15 protein-coding genes are annotated in these 18,848 nt (G+C 55.6%); 11 read left to right on the top strand and 4 right to left on the bottom strand.

Features of this window, described 5'->3' with window-relative positions:
• Complete coding sequence (locus tag NST04_RS14195; protein WP_341182892.1) at positions 1–933, top strand: IS3 family transposase; 933 nt, start codon at positions 1–3, stop codon at positions 931–933.
• 386 nt (positions 934–1,319) lie between these two features.
• Here the strand turns inward: NST04_RS14195 and NST04_RS14200 are convergent, their stop codons facing one another.
• Both NST04_RS14200 and NST04_RS14205 read right to left on the bottom strand, forming a co-directional pair.
• The gene (locus tag NST04_RS14200; protein ID WP_341184774.1) at positions 1,320–3,065 is read right to left on the bottom strand and encodes an ABC-F family ATP-binding cassette domain-containing protein; all 1,746 of its coding nucleotides are present in this window, start codon (positions 3,063–3,065) and stop codon (positions 1,320–1,322) included.
• 68 nt (positions 3,066–3,133) lie between these two features.
• On the bottom strand, positions 3,134–4,057 hold the full coding sequence (locus tag NST04_RS14205) for a helix-turn-helix transcriptional regulator (protein WP_341184775.1): 924 nt from the start codon (positions 4,055–4,057) through the stop codon (positions 3,134–3,136).
• Between the two features lie 148 nt (positions 4,058–4,205).
• On the opposite strand from NST04_RS14205, the gene NST04_RS14210 reads away from it, so the two are divergent.
• The 4 genes from NST04_RS14210 to NST04_RS14225 all read left to right on the top strand — a co-directional run bounded on the left by NST04_RS14210 (position 4,206) and on the right by NST04_RS14225 (position 9,201).
• Complete coding sequence (locus tag NST04_RS14210) at positions 4,206–6,878, top strand: glycoside hydrolase family 78 protein (RefSeq protein WP_341184776.1); 2,673 nt, start codon at positions 4,206–4,208, stop codon at positions 6,876–6,878.
• A 209-nt stretch (positions 6,879–7,087) separates the two neighbouring features.
• A complete protein-coding gene (locus tag NST04_RS14215) occupies positions 7,088–7,492 on the top strand; it encodes an RrF2 family transcriptional regulator (protein ID WP_341184777.1) in 405 nt (134 codons plus the stop codon).
• A 174-nt stretch (positions 7,493–7,666) separates the two neighbouring features.
• The gene (locus NST04_RS14220) at positions 7,667–8,599 is read left to right on the top strand and encodes a class I SAM-dependent methyltransferase (RefSeq protein WP_341184778.1); all 933 of its coding nucleotides are present in this window, start codon (positions 7,667–7,669) and stop codon (positions 8,597–8,599) included.
• Positions 8,600–8,772: 173 nt separating this feature from the next.
• On the top strand, positions 8,773–9,201 hold the full coding sequence (locus tag NST04_RS14225) for a GreA/GreB family elongation factor (protein ID WP_341184779.1): 429 nt from the start codon (positions 8,773–8,775) through the stop codon (positions 9,199–9,201).
• Positions 9,202–9,293: 92 nt separating this feature from the next.
• Here the strand turns inward: NST04_RS14225 and NST04_RS14230 are convergent, their stop codons facing one another.
• Positions 9,294–11,231, bottom strand: a complete 1,938-nt coding sequence (locus NST04_RS14230; RefSeq protein ID WP_341184780.1) for an NAD(+) synthase — start codon at positions 11,229–11,231, stop codon at positions 9,294–9,296.
• Positions 11,232–11,423: 192 nt separating this feature from the next.
• Here NST04_RS14230 and NST04_RS14235 point away from each other — a divergent pair, with 192 nt between their 5' ends.
• Positions 11,424–12,263, top strand: a complete 840-nt coding sequence (locus tag NST04_RS14235) for an MBL fold metallo-hydrolase (RefSeq protein ID WP_341184781.1) — start codon at positions 11,424–11,426, stop codon at positions 12,261–12,263.
• Positions 12,264–12,266: 3 nt separating this feature from the next.
• On the opposite strand, the gene NST04_RS14240 is transcribed toward NST04_RS14235, so the two are convergent.
• Positions 12,267–13,040 (bottom strand): DeoR/GlpR family DNA-binding transcription regulator, encoded by a 774-nt coding sequence (locus tag NST04_RS14240; protein ID WP_341184782.1) that lies wholly within the window; start codon positions 13,038–13,040, stop codon positions 12,267–12,269.
• Between the two features lie 320 nt (positions 13,041–13,360).
• Between NST04_RS14240 and NST04_RS14245 the strand changes: the two genes are divergently transcribed.
• The 5 genes from NST04_RS14245 (at position 13,361) to NST04_RS14265 (ending at position 18,737) form a co-directional block, all read left to right on the top strand.
• Positions 13,361–15,127: an L-fucose isomerase gene (locus tag NST04_RS14245; protein WP_341184783.1), complete on the top strand. Its 1,767-nt coding sequence runs from the start codon at positions 13,361–13,363 to the stop codon at positions 15,125–15,127.
• Between the two features lie 24 nt (positions 15,128–15,151).
• Positions 15,152–16,732, top strand: a complete 1,581-nt coding sequence (locus NST04_RS14250) for a rhamnulokinase (RefSeq protein WP_341184784.1) — start codon at positions 15,152–15,154, stop codon at positions 16,730–16,732.
• A gap of 42 nt (positions 16,733–16,774) precedes the next feature.
• Positions 16,775–17,425, top strand: a complete 651-nt coding sequence (locus NST04_RS14255; RefSeq protein ID WP_341184785.1) for a class II aldolase/adducin family protein — start codon at positions 16,775–16,777, stop codon at positions 17,423–17,425.
• 25 nt (positions 17,426–17,450) lie between these two features.
• Complete coding sequence (gene fucU, locus NST04_RS14260) at positions 17,451–17,891, top strand: L-fucose mutarotase (RefSeq protein ID WP_036698546.1); 441 nt, start codon at positions 17,451–17,453, stop codon at positions 17,889–17,891.
• A gap of 705 nt (positions 17,892–18,596) precedes the next feature.
• Entirely contained in the window at positions 18,597–18,737 is a 141-nt protein-coding gene (locus NST04_RS14265) for a hypothetical protein (RefSeq protein WP_341184786.1), read from the top strand.
• Positions 18,738–18,848 lie beyond the last annotated feature (111 nt).

Raw genomic sequence — 18,848 nt, forward strand, 5'->3', positions numbered from 1 at the left:
ATGTTCATTAAGCAGGGATATTCCGCAGCGTTGGTACTACGTCTCATCGGGCTCGCAGAGTCCACGTACTACGACCGTAAGAAACGCAAGTCACAGGATGCACAGGCCGTACTCCAGGGGCGCGGAAGACCCGTACCCGGCTACTCTCTGACCGAGTCTGGAGCGAAAATTAGCGACGAGGAAATCCAGGAATGGCTGCTGGAATTAATCGCTGGAGAAGAGCACGTGTACGGATACAAACTGCTGGCCAAGTGCTTGTGGAACCAGCACCGTTTAAAGCTCAATCACAAGAAAAGTTACCGGCTGTGTCAGGCGCTGGATATCCTGCAGCCGCAGCGTCACAAGCGTTTTAAGCATCCCCGGAAGCTGCCGGAGAACCGGGTCATTACCGGAGCAGGCCAGCTCTGGCAGATGGACATTAAGTACGGGTACGTGGCGGGCCGGGACCGGCATTTCTTTGTCCTGAGCATTATCGATGTGTTTACCCGTGTCATCGTCGGCTACCACCGCGGATCGTCGTGTGAGGCCAAGCACGCCTGCCAGACGCTGGGACGCGCCATGGAGCAACACTGCGCCCCTGGCAGCGTACGCCCGGTGATCCGCACCGACAACGGCCCACAGTTCGTCAGCCACCTGTTTGGCGACATGTGTGAAAGCTGGGAAATGACCCATGAACGCATTCCGCCTCGAACGCCGGATTTAAACGCTTTTATTGAATCGTTCCACAGTAATATTGACCGGGATTTGTTCCGCAAAGAGGCATTCGACACGTTCGAAGAGGCCTATGAAGCGGTGGACCGGTACATGGACTTTTACAACAACCGCAGAATGCATACGAGCCTTCGGAACATGCCGCCAGCTACGTTTGCGGAGTGGGTCCTGACCCAAGAAGACCGCTCCCGCTTCTTCTGGCCGAGAGAAAAAGCGAAATAAAGAGCATATCTACGATAAGTACTGATTTGATACGGAGGACTCCGGGATAAGGGGGTCGCACCGAATATATGCGGAAAACAGCATACATTTGCTGGATCACAGGCGCACGGGTCGAATGTAAGCGAAAACAGCATACATTGTGCTGGCGCGCAAGCGCAACGGCGAATGTATGCGGAAAACAGTATACATTTGCTGAATCACAGGCGCACGGGCCAAATGTAAGCGAAAAACAGCATACATTTGCTGGTGCACGGGCGCAACGGGCGAATGTATGCGGAAAACAACACACATTTGCTAGCGCGCAGGCGCACAGCCCTAACGTATGCGGAAAACAGCATACATTAGCTGGCGCCAGGTGTTCTAATGTACTACAGTTCGCTGTGTACTTACATCCGCTTAATCAGCTCTTCCAACTCGATGACCAGACTTTTGGCAAGCTCAAAATTGTTATCCTTCAGCGCCAGTTCTACCCGGGTCTCGGCCGCTTTCTTCTTCTGCTCCAGCTCCAGATAATCCTTATCGAAATGCAGGGCATAGATCATCTTCTTGAATTTCTTGATCGTCATCTTGCGGATTGTCTTATCGTCAATAATCAGCACATAATCCATCCCGTTGACCACGGAATAGAAGTCATGCGAGATCATAAGAATTGCGCCCTTATACTCCTGGATGGCTTGGTCCAGAGCGATTTGCGTGTAGGTATCCAGATGGCTGGTCGGCTCATCGAGCAGCAGGACATTGGCCTTCAGAGCAGATACCTTGGCCAGCTGCAGCAGATTTTTTTCGCCGCCGGACAGGGCTGCTATTCTCTGGTTCACAATCTCGCCTTCAAAGCCATAGGATGCCAGGTGGGTGCGGATCTCATCATACGTAGCCATTCCGGCCTCGATGAATTCTTCGAGCAGGGTGTTCGAATCTGTCAGCACTTCGCCTTGAAGCTGGGACAGATAAGCTACCGTAGCCTCCGGGCTCAGGGTTATAGAGTCGTGCTGGCCCCGCGCGATATCGCGCAGCAGGGTTGTTTTGCCGGTACCGTTCGGACCGATCAGGGCGACTTTATCACCAGCATTCATCTCGAAGCTAACCTTGTCCAGCAGCAGCTCATCGAAGGCCGCCCGGTAATCCTGGACTGTCACTACAGGAGCGTCCGCGTTCTGCGGCTCATGCACCATTCCCAAATGAATCTGGGGCTGCTTAATGTCCACGAACGGCGCTTTGATTCTGCGGGCCTCCAGTCTTTCCTGGAACTTCACTCTGGCTTTGAGCGCTCTCCCTCTGGAGGCTTCTGAATTATACGTGGCGATGACCCGGAGGTTGTCGATGATGTTCTCGTTGCGCTCAATCTCTTCCTGTTCGGCGAGGGCCAGCTCCTGCAGCTCTATTTTGGTCTGAAGCAGGGAGAGGTTGTATTCCAGATACCGGCCGTCGAACTCCTGAAGCTCCTTGTTCTCAAGGTGAATGATTTTGTTAAAACAATGGTTAAGCAGATAACGGTTGTGCGTAACCACCAGCAGAATTCCCTTATGGGAGTTAATCAGCTGCCGGAGCGCATTCAGGTTCTCGAAGTCCAGGAATACATCCGGCTCATCCATAATCAGGAAGTCGGGACGGTTCAGCATTTCCTTCATGACCTGAACTAGCTTGAATTCCCCGCCGCTCAGCTCGGATACCTTGAGGTCCCTGCGCTTCATGAGGTCCGCCAGATTCAGCTTTTTGTGAATGAGGCTCTCGTAATCATCTCCGCCCAAGGCCTCGTAAGCGTCCAGAGCCAGTTGATACTTCTCCAGCAGCGGCTCAATGTCCTCCGAGGTCTCCATCTCTGTGCAGATGAGCTGTATTTCCTCCTGTAGCTTAATGAAGGGTCCGGCTATATATTCAAACACGGTAGTGTCGGCAGGCAGGTCCGGCTTGGCGAACTGGCTGACATACCCGATGCTGCAATCAGGCTCCATCTCAATGCTGCCGTCGAACAAATATCTGTCCCGGTCCATCAGAATGTCGATCAGGGTGCTTTTTCCGCTGCCGCTGGTTCCGATAAAAGCGCAATGCTGCGCCTCTTCGAGCGTAAACGAAATGTCAGTGTAGAGCTCTTTTTGCGGGAAGGAGAAGGACAGGTGTTGAACTTTAATCATAGGACTACCTTTCTGTGTAGCTGGAATGGAGTTTACCGTTGATAGCCTAACACTATTTATCAATAACATCAATCATTCTGCGTCAAAGTTATTCCTCCCGCCTCATCGCTTCCGCCATGTGTCCTTCCGGGCGTCTGCCGGTAACTCCCCGGCGTGGTTCCGATGATCCGCTTGAAGACCAGAGTGAATGTCGACGGATCGTGGTATCCTACCTGCTCTGCAATGAGCTGTACGGGTGTCTTGGGCTGCTGGACCAGCAGCAGACAGCTTTTCTGAATCCGCACGTTCTGGAGATAACGGTAGAAGGTCTGCCCGGTATGCGCCTTGAACAGCCGCTGAAGATGCCGTTCGCTCCAGTCGAAGCTGCGTGACAGATGCGTCAGGGTAATCTCCTGCACATAGTTCAGCTGGACGTAATTCAGAATCTGCAAAAACTGCGTCTGCCTGCCCAGCGGAAACTGAACCTCATCATGCTTCAGTCTGTAGATACTGATCAGAAGCTGAACGAACAAGGTCAGCAGGTAGCTGTCCGATCCGCTTTGCGGCAGGTGAACCTCGCGGTGAAGCGAGAGGAACAGGCTCTCGATGGAGCCGTTCAGGTCCGTCACGGAGAAGGAAGGCAGCCGGTGTTCTCTGATCTGCTCCAGGTAGGAGGCAATCAGCGGGTCTTGAATCATGGGGGCAAGACGGTCCAGCAGCTCCGGCTTAAACAAACAATTGTACACGACAAGCGGCTCACGCATTAAACTGGGTGAAGACGGGCGGAAGACATGGGAGACACCGACAGGAATGTAGTGCAGCTGGCCCTTGCCTGTCGGGTGAGCCTTCTGGCCGATATAATGAAATCCTTTGCCCTCGGCCACGAAGGTCAGCTCCATGAAGTCATGGGAGTGAAGCGGAAGATCATAGCTCTCGGTAGCGCGGTTCACATATAACAGGAGATTGCCCCGGAAGAAATACTCCCCTTTTAGCGTATGGTTGGCCGAATCCATCAATTCCCTCCTCCAGATCCAGAAAGTCCTTTTTACCCCCGTGAAATGTCCATATTGCAGGTCATGCAAACCATGCGGAATCCTATAATTGTAATAGAAAGCGCGTCATATATACAGGATTAATCCTATAAAAGACGAGGTGTATTCAATGATAGCTATTCAAAAACCGCGAGTGGAGTACCAGGAGAATCCGCTGGGACTGGATATCCGTAATCCAAGAATCAGCTGGCAGCTGCGGGCGGATGAGCGCGATGTAAGGCAGCAGGCGTATCAATTACAGGTGGCAGGCGCGGCGGATTTCGGGAGCGTATGGTGGGACTCGGGCAGAGTGGAGTCGGGTGAATCTGTCCATATCGAGCTGAAGGAGCTGGAGCTGCAGTCCAGGACGCGTTATTATTACCGGGTTAAAATATGGGATCAGCACCATCGTTCCACGGAGTGGTCCGTGGCGGCCTGGTGGGAGATGGGGCTGCTCTCGCCGGAGGAGTGGACCGCAGAATGGATTACGGCTCCGCTGGCCTGTCTGGCGGAAGATGCAGAGCAAAGCCCGCTGCTGCGCGGAAGCTTCCAGGTGGACCGGCCGGTCGCCCGTGCCAGAATCTATGTGACCAGTCTCGGGCTGTATGAGCTGGAGCTGAACGGAACACGGGTAGGAGACACTTATCTCAATCCGGGATGGACCAGTTACAGCCACCGCCTGCAATACCAGACGTATGATGTGACCCCGCTGCTCACCCTTGGGGACAATGCGGCGGGTGCCTGGCTCGGGAACGGCTGGTACAAAGGGAATCTCGGCTGGGAGCACAGGAAGCATATCTATGGCAGCCGGACAGCGCTGCTGATGCAGCTTCATCTCACCTATGAGGACGGCACGGAGCAGATCATAGGAACCGGCCCGCAGTGGAAAATCTTACCCGGCCCTATCCTGATGTCGGAGCTGTATCATGGCGAGACCTATGACGCCCGCCTGGCGCAGCACGGCTTCAGCCTGCCGGGGTATGACGACACGTTGTGGACACCGGCGGAGATTCTTCCGTATGCCAAGAATATTCTGCTTGCGCAGGAGAATGATCCGGTCCGGGCAGTCCAGGAATTGGCACCTGCGGCCTTCATCCGCACCCCGGCAGGGGAGACTGTGCTGGATCTCGGACAGAATATGGTCGGCTGGCTGCGGTTCACCGTAGATGGCGCGGCGGGTCAGGAATATCAGTTGCGGCATTTCGAGGTGCTGGACCAGGCGGGCAATGTGTATACCGAGAACCTCCGGACGGCCAGACAGACCGTTACTTATATCGCCCGAGGCGGGGGCAGGGAGAGCTTCCAGCCGCGGTTTACCTTCCAGGGCTTCCGGTATGTCCAGCTGATCGGCTTCCCGGAACTGCTGGATCTGCAGGACTTCACAGGCGTGGTGCTGCATTCCGATATGGAGCCAACCGGCACCTTCACCTGCTCGAACCCACTGCTGAATCAGCTCCAGCACAACATCCTGTGGGGGCAAAAGGGCAATTTCGTCGATGTGCCGACCGACTGTCCGCAACGGGATGAACGGCTAGGGTGGACCGGGGACGCGCAGATGTTCATCCGCACGGCGGCGTATCTGATGAATGTGGCCCCCTTTTTCAGCAAATGGCTGGGGGACTTGGCAGCGGATCAGCGGGAGGATGGAGGAGTTCCATACGTGATTCCGCATATATTGGGGGAGGAGGCACATTCCTCTGCGGCGTGGGGCGATGCGGCGGTCATCTGTCCATGGACGATCTACCAGTGCTATGGGGATAAGCGGATTCTGGAGCAGCAGTACAGCAGCATGCAGGGCTGGGTGGAATATATCCGCCGCCAAGGGACAGATGAGTTCCTATGGAATACCGGCGTCCACTTCGGAGATTGGCTGGGTCTGGATGCCAAGGCGGACAGTCATGTGGGGGCTACGGATCGGAATTATATTGCAACGGCCTTCTATGCTTATTCGGTCCAGTTAATGGCAAAAACGGCGAAGGTGCTGGGCCGGACAGAAGATGTGGAGAAGTACTCGCAGCTGCATCACCGGGTCAAGGATGCGTTCAACCAAGCGTATATCCTGCCAGCGGGGGAGGAAGGTCCGGCTACCCAAACAGCCTGTGTGCTGGCCTTGATGTTCGGTCTGGTGGAAGGAAGTGCCAAGGATCGCACGGTTGCAAGACTTATCGAACTGCTGGAAGCGAGCCATTATCATCTTACGACAGGCTTCGTGGGCACGCCTTATCTGACTCTGGTGCTGGCGGAAGCGGGCCGTTACGATGCCGCCTACAAGCTGCTGCTCCAGACGGACTATCCGTCCTGGCTGTATCCGATTACCCGCGGCGCAACTACGATCTGGGAGCACTGGGACGGAATTAAGGTGGACGGCAGCTTCTGGAGCAAGGAGATGAATTCCTTCAACCACTATGCTTACGGGGCGGTAGGAGACTTCCTGTACCGTTATGTGGCCGGGATCGAACAGACAGAGGAAGGGCCGGGCTATAAGCAGTTCCTGATCCAGCCGCATCCGGGAGGCGGACTCACCTCGGCTGCCGCCAGTCTGGAATCCATGTACGGGAAGATCCGTTCCGAATGGACAATAGACTCCGGGATAATCGGGCTGACCGCCGTGGTTCCCCCGAATACCTCGGCTACGGTACTGTTGCCGGACGCCTTGCTGGCTGAAGTATCGGAGACGGGAATGGAGGCTGGACAGCCGCTTGAGCAGACCCCTGGTATTCATTCCGCAGAGCAGATGGCACAGGCGGTGAAGGTTACGCTCGGCTCCGGGGAATACAGATTCCAGTACCCTTTGCGGAAGTAAGGGGAGTGTAGATGGGGCTGTTTCAGCCACTGATCATGCTGCAAAGCAGAGCCTACGGGAGTAAGGGGCTCTGTTTTTTGTTGTGTGCTGGAAAGAATCCTCCACCCATTCCACTCTCCTGCCCCTTGCAATCTTCCCACATAAGCGCTATTATAGATAAATAAAGTCTTCAATTAAAGACATAGTCCTTATGTAAGGTGGAATAAGACATGAAATACTCCAAAGCAACGAACTACGCCCTGCACACGATGCTGTTCCTGGTGGCGCACACTCCCGATAAGCCGATGGGCGTGCAGCAGCTTGCCGAGCGGCAGAATGTATCGCCTACGTATTTGTCCAAGATTCTGACCAAGCTGGTCAAGGCCGGGCTTATCGAATCCGCATCCGGGGCCAATGGCGGGTATCGTCTGCGGCGCAAGGGGGACGAAATCTCGTTCCTGGATATCATCCATGCCATTGAAGGCACAGCGTCGCTGTTCGACTGCACGCTGGACCATCCCAGTCAGTGTCTGATTCAGCAGGAGATGGTCAAGGCCGAAGGGCAGATGGAGGATTATCTGCGGAATAAGATGATGTCAGAGCTGGCGGATAAGATGCGGGCATGTCAGCAGTAAGAACTGGCTGAGCAAATACGGTCATGGCGCAAGAACGGCTGCCGGGCTGTGTTCTGCGTGGTTCCCGCCAAAAACGGCTGCCGTCCCTCTAAGGGCGTCAAGGCCGTTTTTGCCGGATGTATTATGGATATTCAAAGTCTATTAAGTCTGTATATAAGAGAGGATGAATGATTAATGAATAACGGATTATTCGATGCAAGCGTATGGGAGAAGGCCTGGAAGGAAGATCCCAAGGCAATGGCTAACAAGTTCAAGGCGATGGGCATGAACCCGCACACGAGCTTCGATCATAAAGCCGAGGTGTTCAATGAAGAGGTCTTCAGCAGTGCCGGGCGGGACCGGAGTGAGCGGATTATCGGCTGGATGGAAGGCCAGGGCGTGGATTTTAACGGGTTGACAGTTCTCGATGTGGGCGCAGCCTCGGGCGGGTTCACGGTTCCTTTTATCGAGCGGGGGGCCAAGGTTACAGCAGTAGAGCCTAATGTTCCCTTAGCGGAGCTGTTCCTGAAGAACACTGCCGGAGCGGCTCCCGGACAGGTGGAGCTGGTGCACGAAGCGTTCGAGAATATAGACATTAGCGCACGCGGCTGGCTGAATGCCTTCGATCTGGTCTTCGTGTCCATGTGTCCGGCGGTGTTCGACTGGGAGAGCACGGAGAAGGTGATCAGCTGTGCCCGGCAATACTGCTATATCAGCACCTCGGCAGGTGTGCAGGAGCATAGTCTGATGAATGAAGTGCTGCCGCTGCTGACGGGCCGGGAGGTTCATGCGGAGTCCTCAGATATGGCTTATCTGACGCAATTATTATATTTGAAGGGCTATTCCTATGAGACGATTATTACCCGAGAAGCGAAAAGCAAGGAGCTGACCTTGGAAGCAGCAGCCGCTGAGGTGATGGAAATGCTGCCGCTGCATCATCTGGACGGGGGAGAGGCTACCCGCAAGGTAGTTACAGACTATCTGCACACGGCCTACCCGCAGCAGCAAGTCGTTATCCGCCAAGGCGGACGGTTCGGCAAGGTGCTGATTAAGCTGCAGGACCTGAATATGTACAGCCGGGCCGCTGCCGTGGCGTCCGGGAAATCTGCCGATTCTGTGAAGCGTTGAACAGGAGCACGCCATCCCCTGCACATGAGATTGTCTTTCCTAGGAAAGATGCTATCATAGAGAATAGGTCCCTGCGCGGGATCTATTTTCTTATATAGGAGGACTGAGGGCTATGAGCAGGAACAAGCGTATTTTCGAGCATGACCTGATGAAGAAGGTAGGTGAAATCTACTATGAGCCATAGTCTCAGAACCGTTTCCTTGCGCGAAGAGCTGGTGCAGCAGCTGGTCTATCTCGATGAGCATAAATTCTCTATTCTGGACAGGGGAACATGGGAGTCTCCGGCTGAGCGGGCAGAGGTACAGGCGATGATCAAAAGCTATCAGGAGACGGTGGAGCGGATTCTGTCCGGTGACAACGATGCGCTAGAACGTTCTATGGTATTGGTCGGTTCCCGAGTGTCGCTGCGTATCGGGCAGGAGACGCTGAAGGATACGTACCGGATTGTAATTCCTGGTGAAGCTGAGCTGGATGAATTCTGCATTTCACTCTGGTCGCCTATGGGCAGAGGGCTGATTCTGGCGTGTCCGGGTGAGACGGTAACGATTCAGACCCCGTTCGGCAGCGATGAAGTCTTGATTCTTGATAATAGGTACGAGTGAAGCTGTTTGCTGACAAAAAAGAGGCGTCCCTGATCATCCTGCGATGATGGGGGACGCCTTTTTGCCTTCGGCCTTGTCACTGCGGCCGGGAGTTACAATTCTTCGATTTCCTGCAGCCAGAGCGCGGCAGAAGCATCGCTTGGCATGCGCCAGTCGCCGCGCGGCGAGAGGCTGACCGTACCGACCTTCGGTCCGTCCGGCAGGCAGGAGCGCTTGAACTGCTGGGTGAAGAAGCGGGTGACGAACACCTTCAGCCAGGCGGTCAGCTGCTCCTTGGGATAAGCACCGCCGAAGGCGTGCTGGGCGAGATAGAGCATTTTGCCGGGAGAAGCGCCAGTACGCAGCATATAATACAGGAAGAAGTCATGCACAATGTAAGGCCCCAGGATATTCTCGGTCAGCTGGACGATCTCTCCGGTTGCCGAAGGCGGCAGCAGCTCCGGGCTGATTCCGGTCTCGATAATGCTGTAGAGGTACTTGTTCACCGTCTCGTCGGCTTCATGGTCTGCATACCAGGCGACAACATACTGGATCAGCGTCTTCGGAATACCCGAATTCACGCTGTACATCGACATATGGTCGCCGTTATAGGTACACCAGCCCAGCGCCAGCTCGGACAGGTCGCCTGTACCGATGACAATCCCGCCGTTCTTGTTGGCGAGATCCATCAGGATCTGGGTACGCTCGCGGGCTTGTACGTTCTCGTAAGTCAGGTCATGCACCTCGGGGTCGTGGCCGATGTCCGCGAAGTGCTGGAGGCAGGCCGCCTTGATGTCAACGACCTTCATCGTGGCGCCAAGCGCCTTGATCAAGCCTACAGCATTGTCGTAGGTGCGGCTGGTCGTGCCGAAGCCCGGCATCGTGACCGCCAGCACATCGCTGGCCGGACGTCCGAGCAGCTCCATAGCCCGCACGGCAACCAGCAGCGCAAGCGTAGAGTCGAGGCCGCCGGAGATGCCGATCACAGCCTGCTTCGTGCCGATGTGGCGGATACGCTTCATCAGGCCGGAGGTCTGGATCGAGAGAATCTCCTGGCAGCGTTCGTCCCGCTGGAGCGGATTGCCCGGCACGAACGGATTGACGCCTACGTTCCGTTTCAGCTCCCGTGGGGTGCTGCTGCCAAGCGGCGCGGTATAGAGAATCTCGCGGTAATTGCGTCCGCCCTTGCCTGCCCGGAACGTGCCCATCACGGTACGGGAATACTGCAGCCGCGGCAGGTCAATGTCGGCGGTAATCATCCGGCTCTCATGAGTGAAGCGTTCCGATTCGGCCAGCAGCTGGCCGTTCTCCGCGATCAGCGAATGTCCGCCGAAGACAACGTCTGTTGTCGATTCCCCGGTATTACAGCTGGCATAGACATAACCGGCCACACAGGAGGCGGACTGGCCGCCGACCAGCTGGCGGCGGTAATCGGCCTTACCGACCAGCTCGTTGCTGGCCGACGGGTTGAACAGCAGCGTCGCACCGGCTTGGGCCAGCAGGCTGCTTGGCGGCACCGGCACCCAGAGATCCTCGCAGATCTCCACACCGAACGACAGATTCCCGTCGCTCTCACAGGCAAAAATCAAATCATTGCCGACCGGCACCGCCGATCCGCCGATCCGCAGCTCGGACACCTCCAGCTCGCCGGCTCCCGCGAACCAGCGCGGCTCGTAGAATTCGCTGTAGCCGGGAATGCAGGTCTTGACCACAATCCCGAGAATACGGCCCTGCTGGAGCACAGCGGCACAGTTAAACAGCCTGCTTTTGATGGAGACCGGCAGGCCGGCAATGACAATCATCCGGTGCTCTGCCGTCGCGGCCGTAATCCGCAGCAGCGCCTGCATCGCGGATTCCAGCAGCCGGGGCTGGAGGAACAGATCCGCACAGCTGTAGCCGGTGATGCACAGCTCCGGGAGTACCAGGTACTCCACCTCCTGGGCGCTGGCTGTATTGATGGCTTCAATAATCTGGTCTGCATTGAATACGCAGTCAGCCACCCGGAGTTCCGGGGAAGCGGCGGCGACTCTTGCGAATCCGTAATTCTGCATTCATTTCACCTGTCCTTTATCTGTCCTGTTGTTGAGATACCTATCTATTAATTGTACCCATCAATGGTCACCGGTAACAAGCAGGGATTATCACAAGCGCTTCCATTTACCTTCTCGCGGGTATAAACTAAACAGAGATGTATCAGCCAGCCATGATGAATGAGAGATAGAAGAGGAAGGGAGTAACCCATCATGCCATTAGCAGGACAAGAACTGATCGAAGAAATCCGCAGCACTGAGGTGCCTTACGGCTGCCTGGCGGTCTGGTTCCTCGGACAAGCCAGCGTTATTGTCAAGGGGGCGGGGGTGACCGTCTACATTGATCCTTATGTATCCCCGAACCCGGACCGGACTTTCCCGCCGCCGGTGGGGCCTGGCGAAATTACAAATATGGAGGTCTGCCTGATTACCCATGACCATTCAGATCATCTGGATGAGGAGGCGCTCCCCGTGCTTGCCGGACTGAATCCGCAGGCGCAGTTCATGGCTCCGGCGGTCTGCCTGGAACGTCTGCAGGCGCTAGGCATCCGCAAGGATCAGCTGACTGCTGCCTTACCTGCCACTGAAGCTGAGCCTGCAAGCGGGCTGAAGGTCATTCCCGTGGCAGCTGCGCACGAACAGCTTGAACGCGATGAACAGGGACATCCTAAGTACGTGGGCTATATCCTGGAGCTGAACGGGGTGAGACTCTATCATGCAGGGGATACCGTGCTGTTCCCTGAGCTGATTGAGGAGGTTGGCAGCCGCAAGATCGATCTGGCGCTGCTGCCGATTAATGGACGCGATTATTACCGGGGCAGCCGCAATATCGTCGGCAATATGAATTACCGGGAAGCGGCGGAGTTCGCAGCGACCTCAGATTTTGAGACCGTAGTTCCGCTGCATTATGACCTGTTCGCCGGCAATGCCGAGAATCCGGGTTATTTCGTGGATTACCTGTACCGCCACTTCCCGGAGCAGAAGTTCCATATGATGGCCAGAGCGGAACGGTTCGTGTACGTGTCGGCGCAGGCTTTTAAACGTCAACGTTAAGACTTATTGTGAATCAGCAGGGTATAGCAGGGAGACCTGATATTTGGCAAGGAACTCGATCCATTCCCCGGACGGCCGCTGATCGGTGACGATATAATCGACCTTGTCGAAGCTGAACAGCCGGATGAAGGCGATCCGGTCGAACTTGGAATGGTCAGCCAGAAGGACTACCTTGCTCGCCTGCTGCTGCATCAGCACCTTAAGCTCGGTCTCCGCTTCGTTGGAATCGCAGAGTCCGCCGGTCATGGAGAGTGCCTTGCAGCTGAAAATCGCCACATCCACATTATATTTCAGAATAGTCTGCGAGGCCGTAGGCCCTACGAAAGAGCTGGTCTCCGGCCCGAGCAGGCCCCCCGTGGAGATAAGCTTTTGCCCGGAATGCTGGAATTCTGACAATACCGCCAGGGAATTGGTGATGATGGTCAGATTTTTTTTGTCCTCCACAATTCTCCGCAATCCTTCAAAAGCCGTAGTGCTGGTGTCCGTCATCACACTGTCCCCGTCATTAATCAGCTCCAGCAGACTTACCGCAATCATCCGCTTCGCTTCAATGTTGACCTGATGCCTGTGTGAGTAGGAGGGGTCCTCGTTGGTGTGAGCGTTCAGAATCGCCCCGCCGTAATTCTTCTTGGCAATGCCCTCCTTGTCCAGCCGGTCAAGATCGCGCCGGATCGTCTCCTCCGATACACCGAATTTCTGCGCCAGATCCGCCACGTGAACCTTCTTATGCCTGTAGAGCTCATTAATGACCAGATCCCGCCGTTCAAAAGCCTTCATACTCATGCCCACCCTTACGTTATGTAGTTATGTACAGTTTACTATAACCTGCTGCATAACATAAATCCCACAAACACAAACAATTCCACAGTTCACTGCAATTATATCACACAAAACCACACAATAACCAAATTTAAAGTGTGGAATAGTGTTGACTTTGAAGGTGAGTGATTCTATGATGTAGAAGAAATGGATTAGTTGGCGATGAAAGACAGATGTGTGCAGGCCGCAGAGGCTGTATTTGGTAGCGCTTACTAATCGGAGCTATGGCTCCAGTGTGTTCTCATACTATCAACTTACGATTCCGGGGAGGAACAGCAGTGACAGCAAATTATCCGAAGATTGGAATCCGGCCGACGATTGACGGCAGAAGACGCGGGGTGCGCGAATCGCTGGAGGCACAGACGATGGGCATGGCGCAGCGTGTGGCGGCATTTTTGCAGAAGAATGTAAGGTATCCGGATGGTTCACAGGTAGAGTGTATCATTGCCGATTCTACGATTGGCGGCGTGAAGGAGGCTGCGGCGGCGGCGCAGAAGTTCGCGGGTGCAGGTGTGGGCGTATCCATTACAGTCACCCCGTGCTGGTGCTATGGATCGGAAACGATGGATATGGATGCGTCCATCCCGCATGCGGTATGGGGATTCAATGGAACGGAGCGCCCCGGGGCGGTATATCTGGCGGCAGTTCTGTCTGCTTATGCGCAAAAAGGCATTCCGGCCTTCGGCATCTACGGAGAGGATGTCCAGGAATCCAGCAGCGAGGAAATCCCGGCGGATGTTCAGGTGAAGCTGCTGCAGTTCGCGAGGTCCGGGCTGGCAGCCGCTCTGATGAAGGGGAAGTCCTATCTGTCGATGGGTTCTGTGTCGATGGGAATCGCCGGCTCCATTGTGAACGAGCAGTTCTTCCAGGAATATCTCGGCATGCGCAATGAATATATCGATATGTCTGAATTTGTACGCAGATTTGAGGAAGGGATCTATGATCCTGAGGAGTTCGCGCGGGCGCTGGCCTGGGTGAAGGACAACTGCCGTGTGGGGGCGGATAATAATCCGCAGCATCTGCAGCTCAGTGAAGAGGTTAAAGAAGAGCAGTGGGAGACGGTTGTCAAAATGACGCTGATTGCCCGTGATCTCATGACCGGCAATCCGCAGCTTGCAAAGCTTGGCTTCGAGGAGGAAGCGAGTGGTCACAATGCCCTGCTGGGCGGCTTCCAGGGCCAGCGGCAATGGACCGACCATTTCCCGAACGGCGACTTCATGGAGACGATTCTGAACTCTTCGTTCGACTGGAACGGCAGACGGGCGCCTTATATCGTCGCCACTGAGAACGACAGCCTGAACGGGGTGACGATGCTGTTCAATTATCTGCTGACGAATACGGCGCAGATTTTTGCCGATGTGCGCACCTTCTGGAGTCCGGCGGCCGTGAAGCGCGTGACCGGGTATGAGCTGGAGGGAGCAGCGGCAGGCGGGCTGCTGCATCTGATTAATTCGGGCTCGGCTGCGCTGGACGGTACCGGCGAGCAGAGTATTGACGGCAAGCCGGCAATCAAACCGTTCTGGGACATCACGGATGAAGAGGCGGCTGCCTGTATCGCGCAGACCCAGTTCCGCCCGGCTTCCCAGGAATATTTCCGGGGGGGCGGCTTCTCGACGGACTATCTGACCCGGGGCGGCATGCCGGTCACCATGGCCCGGCTCAATCTGGTCAAGGGGCTGGGGCCTGTCCTCCAGCTGGTAGAGGGCTACACCGTAGAGCTTCCGGCAGAGGTCCACGATACGCTAGACCAGCGGACAGACCCTACCTGGCCGACAACCTGGTTCGCCCCGAAGCTGACAGGCCATGGCTCCTTCCAGTCAGTTTATGATGTGATGAACAATTGGGGCGCCAATCACGGGGCGATCAGCTACGGGCATATCGGTGCGGATCTCATTACGCTGGCCTCGATCCTGCGGATTCCGGTCAGTATGCATAACGTGGAGGAAGCGCGGATTTTCCGTCCGCGCGTCTGGTCGCTGTTCGGCACGGAGAATCTGGAGAGTGCCGATTACAGAGCCTGCCGCAACTTCGGTCCGCTCTATTAATCCTCCAGGTGAAGAGGTGGGAAGATGACAGAGGCAGGTACGAGAGCTATGGAGATAACCGGTAACCAAGGAATCCGGCTGCTGGCCATCGATCTGGGAGCCAGCTCCGGCAGAGTGATGCTGGGAAGCTACGGGGACGGGAAGGTAATGGTGGAAGAGATTCACCGCTTCCCTAACGGGCCGGTAGAGGTGAATGGACATTTACACTGGGATGTGCAGCGGCTGCTTGAGGAGATCAAGCAAGGGATTGCAGCGGCTGCGGCAAAGTATGGCCCGCTGCACTCTCTAAGCGTCGATACCTGGGGAGTCGACTACGGCTTGCTGGATGAGCAGGGCGGGCTGCTGGATGCTCCGCATCATTACAGGGATCAGCGGATGGCGGACATCGCTTCAGTACTGGAGGCTGCCTTGCCTCCAGCAGAGCAATTCAAGCTGACGGGCAACCAGTCCAGCCCGATTAATACGGTCTATCAATTATTTGCCGACCTTATGGCGAAGCCGGAGCTGCGGACAACCGCCAGACAGCTGCTGATGATGCCGGATCTGTTCAATTATATGCTCAGCGGCGTGGCGGTGGCCGAGCAGACCATCTGGAGCACCAGCGGCCTGCTGAATCCGCAGTCCACAGCGTCTTCAGCCGAAGTGCTGCGCAGGCTGGAGCTGCCGGCTACGCTGCTGCCCCGGCTGGTTCCGGCAGGCACGGTGCTGGGTGAACTCCGGCCCGCACTTCAGGAAGAGCTGGGCAGCGGTCCTCTTAAGATCATCGCCGGTGCCTCGCATGATACGGCTTCAGCCGTGGCCTCCATTCCGTATGGCGGCTTCGGCTCTAGCTACGCTGAGTCCAGCAATGCCGATTCTGGTTGCGCTGATCCTGGCTTTGGCGATCCAGACCGGATCGGCGGATTCAGCAATCCGCTGCCATCCGCTGCATTCATCAGCTGCGGAACCTGGTCGCTGGTCGGCCTGGAGACGGCCGAGCCTGTATTAAGCGATGCCGCCCGGGCCAGCGGCTTCACTAACGAGAGCTGCTTTCGCGGCACCAACCGGCTGCTGAAAAATATCACCGGCCTCTGGCTGCTCCAGGAGACCCAGCGGAGCTGGGCTGAAGCGGGGGAACCGCTCAGCCATCAGGAAGCTGCCGAGCTTGCCGGGCAGCTGGACCGGCAGGGGGCGTGCATAGCCATGCTGGACCCGAACGATCCGCTCTTCAGCACGCCGGGCGATATGCCGCTGCGGATTGAATCCTACTGCATCCGCACCGGACAGCCGGTGCCGCAGACCCGGGCGGAGATCATCCACTCGATTCTGGAGAGCCTGGCCCGCTCTTATGCGGATACGATCCGTGAGCTGGAGGCGCTCACCGGCCGTCCGGTGCACTGCATTCACATGGTCGGCGGCGGCATTCAGAACAAGCTGCTGTGCCAGCTGACGGCGGATGCCACCGGCAAAGACGTTATTGCCGGACCGGTAGAAGCGAGCGCGATCGGCAACATTTTGGTGCAATTGACGGCGCTTGGAGCCGTCGATCCCGCAGAGGTCCGCAGCGTGGCAGCCCGGTCCTGCTCAACCGTGCGGTACCAGCCTTCTTTAACACATCAGAACTGACAAGTTTCATACAGTAATCAAGCAGCAATCAAGGAGGCAATTATGAATAATCACGAAGAAGAACTACGGCGCCTAATCTGTGATATCGGCCGGAATCTGTTCAACAAAGACTTCATCGCGGCCAACGACGGTAATATCTCAGCCCGCCTGTCAGCCACCGAGGTCATTACTTCGCCTACAGGAGTCAGCAAAGGCTATCTGCAGCCGCATATGCTGGTCAAAGTCAATCTGCAGGGAGAGATCCTGGATGCAGCGGAGGGCTATCGGCCGTCCACGGAGGTGAAGATGCACCTGAAGATCTACAACGAGCTGCCGGAGATGGGCGGGGTGGTTCATGCGCATCCGCCGTATGCTACCGCTTTTGCCATCAAGGGGGAAGCTCTGGACAAAATGATGATGCCGGAATCCGTCATTGCCATGGGCGACATTCCACTGGCGGTATACGGGACGCCTTCGACCGAAGAGATCCCGGATTCGCTGACTCCCTTCCTGGGCAAGAAGACGGCTGTGCTGCTGGAGAGCCACGGAGCCCTGACCTGGGGCAAGGATGTAATGGCTGCTTATATGAACATGGAGCGGCTTGAATATACGGCGAAGCTGACCTTACTGACCCGCATGATTGATGGAGAGCGTGAGCTGCCGCCGCACCGGATTGAGGAACTTGTGGCGCTGAGATCATTCTACGGAATGTAATGAGGCCGGAGAGGAGACGAAAGCTATGCTCAAAAAAATACCCAAACTGCTCTCCCCCGAGCTTGTCCGCACCCTGATGGAGATGGGCCACGGGGATGAGCTGGTGCTGGCAGATGCCAATTATCCGGGACATGCGCTGCATTCCCGGGTGCTGCGGGCTGACGGGATCGGCATCCCCCGGCTGCTTGACGCGATCCTGGAGCTGCTCCCGCTGGATCATTATGCTCCGGCTCAGGCGGCCTTCATGGCCGTAGTGGAGGGGGACCCCACCGTTCCGGTGATATGGGACACGTACAAGGAGATTCTCACCCGGCATGATCCTGCGGTGCAGGTGGAGTATGAAGAGCGTTTTGACTTCTATGACCGCTCCAAGCACAGCTACGCCATTCTAATTACTGGGGAAGAAGCGCTCTACGGGAATATTATTCTCAAAAAAGGTGTGATTTCCCCCGAGGCCGGGGAATAGCGGCACCAAGCAACGGACCGCCCGGTTAGGCTATGGGCGGTCTTATTGCCATGCATATAGCGCGCAGCTTAGTCGACCGCTCGTTTGGAAGACCGTTCATTTAGAGGAGCGCTCATATAGAGCGAATACCCTCAAATGTTGCAGATTATGCAACCTGGCACCCCCTAAACCAGGGCCTGCCTGAGGATTGTTGCAGGAAATGCAGGAATGTGCAGGCTAGGCAGCTTGGGTAGAGGAGAAATCCTGCTTTTTGTACAACAATACTAGCTATGGAGTGTATATGTTGGGGGAGAAGCTGCAGTTTGTGCAAGATTATTGGTGTTAGTTTGTAGGGGGAAGGCTATATGTTTATTGCTCCATTGCTTTGTTTCTCTTTTACTCATACGTACCTTGTATCCGTCCCTCTGTACGTTGATGCACAGAAATACAGCACAAGAATGCAGCACAAGTACCCCATGCATCGATACGGCGGGGCACTTTTGTACTGTACAGTAATCGTAATATGCGTCTGTCGTGGATAAGGGGAGTACAAAGTTGGGGTGTAATGCGCTGGCGCGAAGGTGAGTGGAGTAAATGTATGTGAAAAACCGAAAAACAGCTTCAGTAAGGCACGTGGACCAAATGTGTGCTAAAAACCGAATACACTGAGCGGCAGTGAGGCAAGCGGAGCAAATGTGTGTGAAAAACTGAATACTTTGGGCAGTCATGAAGGTGCGTAAATCAGATGCAGCCCAGTGGGAGCAAATGAAGAGCATTAATGCCCCTGAATCCAGCAAACGCAGGACAAATGAGCAAATGAAGAGCATTAATGCCTCTGAATCCAGCAAACGTGGGCGAAATGAGTAAATGAAGAGCACTAATGCACTTGAATTCAGCAAACGCAGGACAAATGAGCAAATAAAGAGCACTAATGCCCCTGAATTCGCCGAAGTCCTTACCTCATCCCTCACTCATTAC

The organism is Paenibacillus sp. FSL H7-0756 (assembly GCF_038006765.1).
Lineage (GTDB): Bacteria > Bacillota > Bacilli > Paenibacillales > Paenibacillaceae > Paenibacillus_AQ.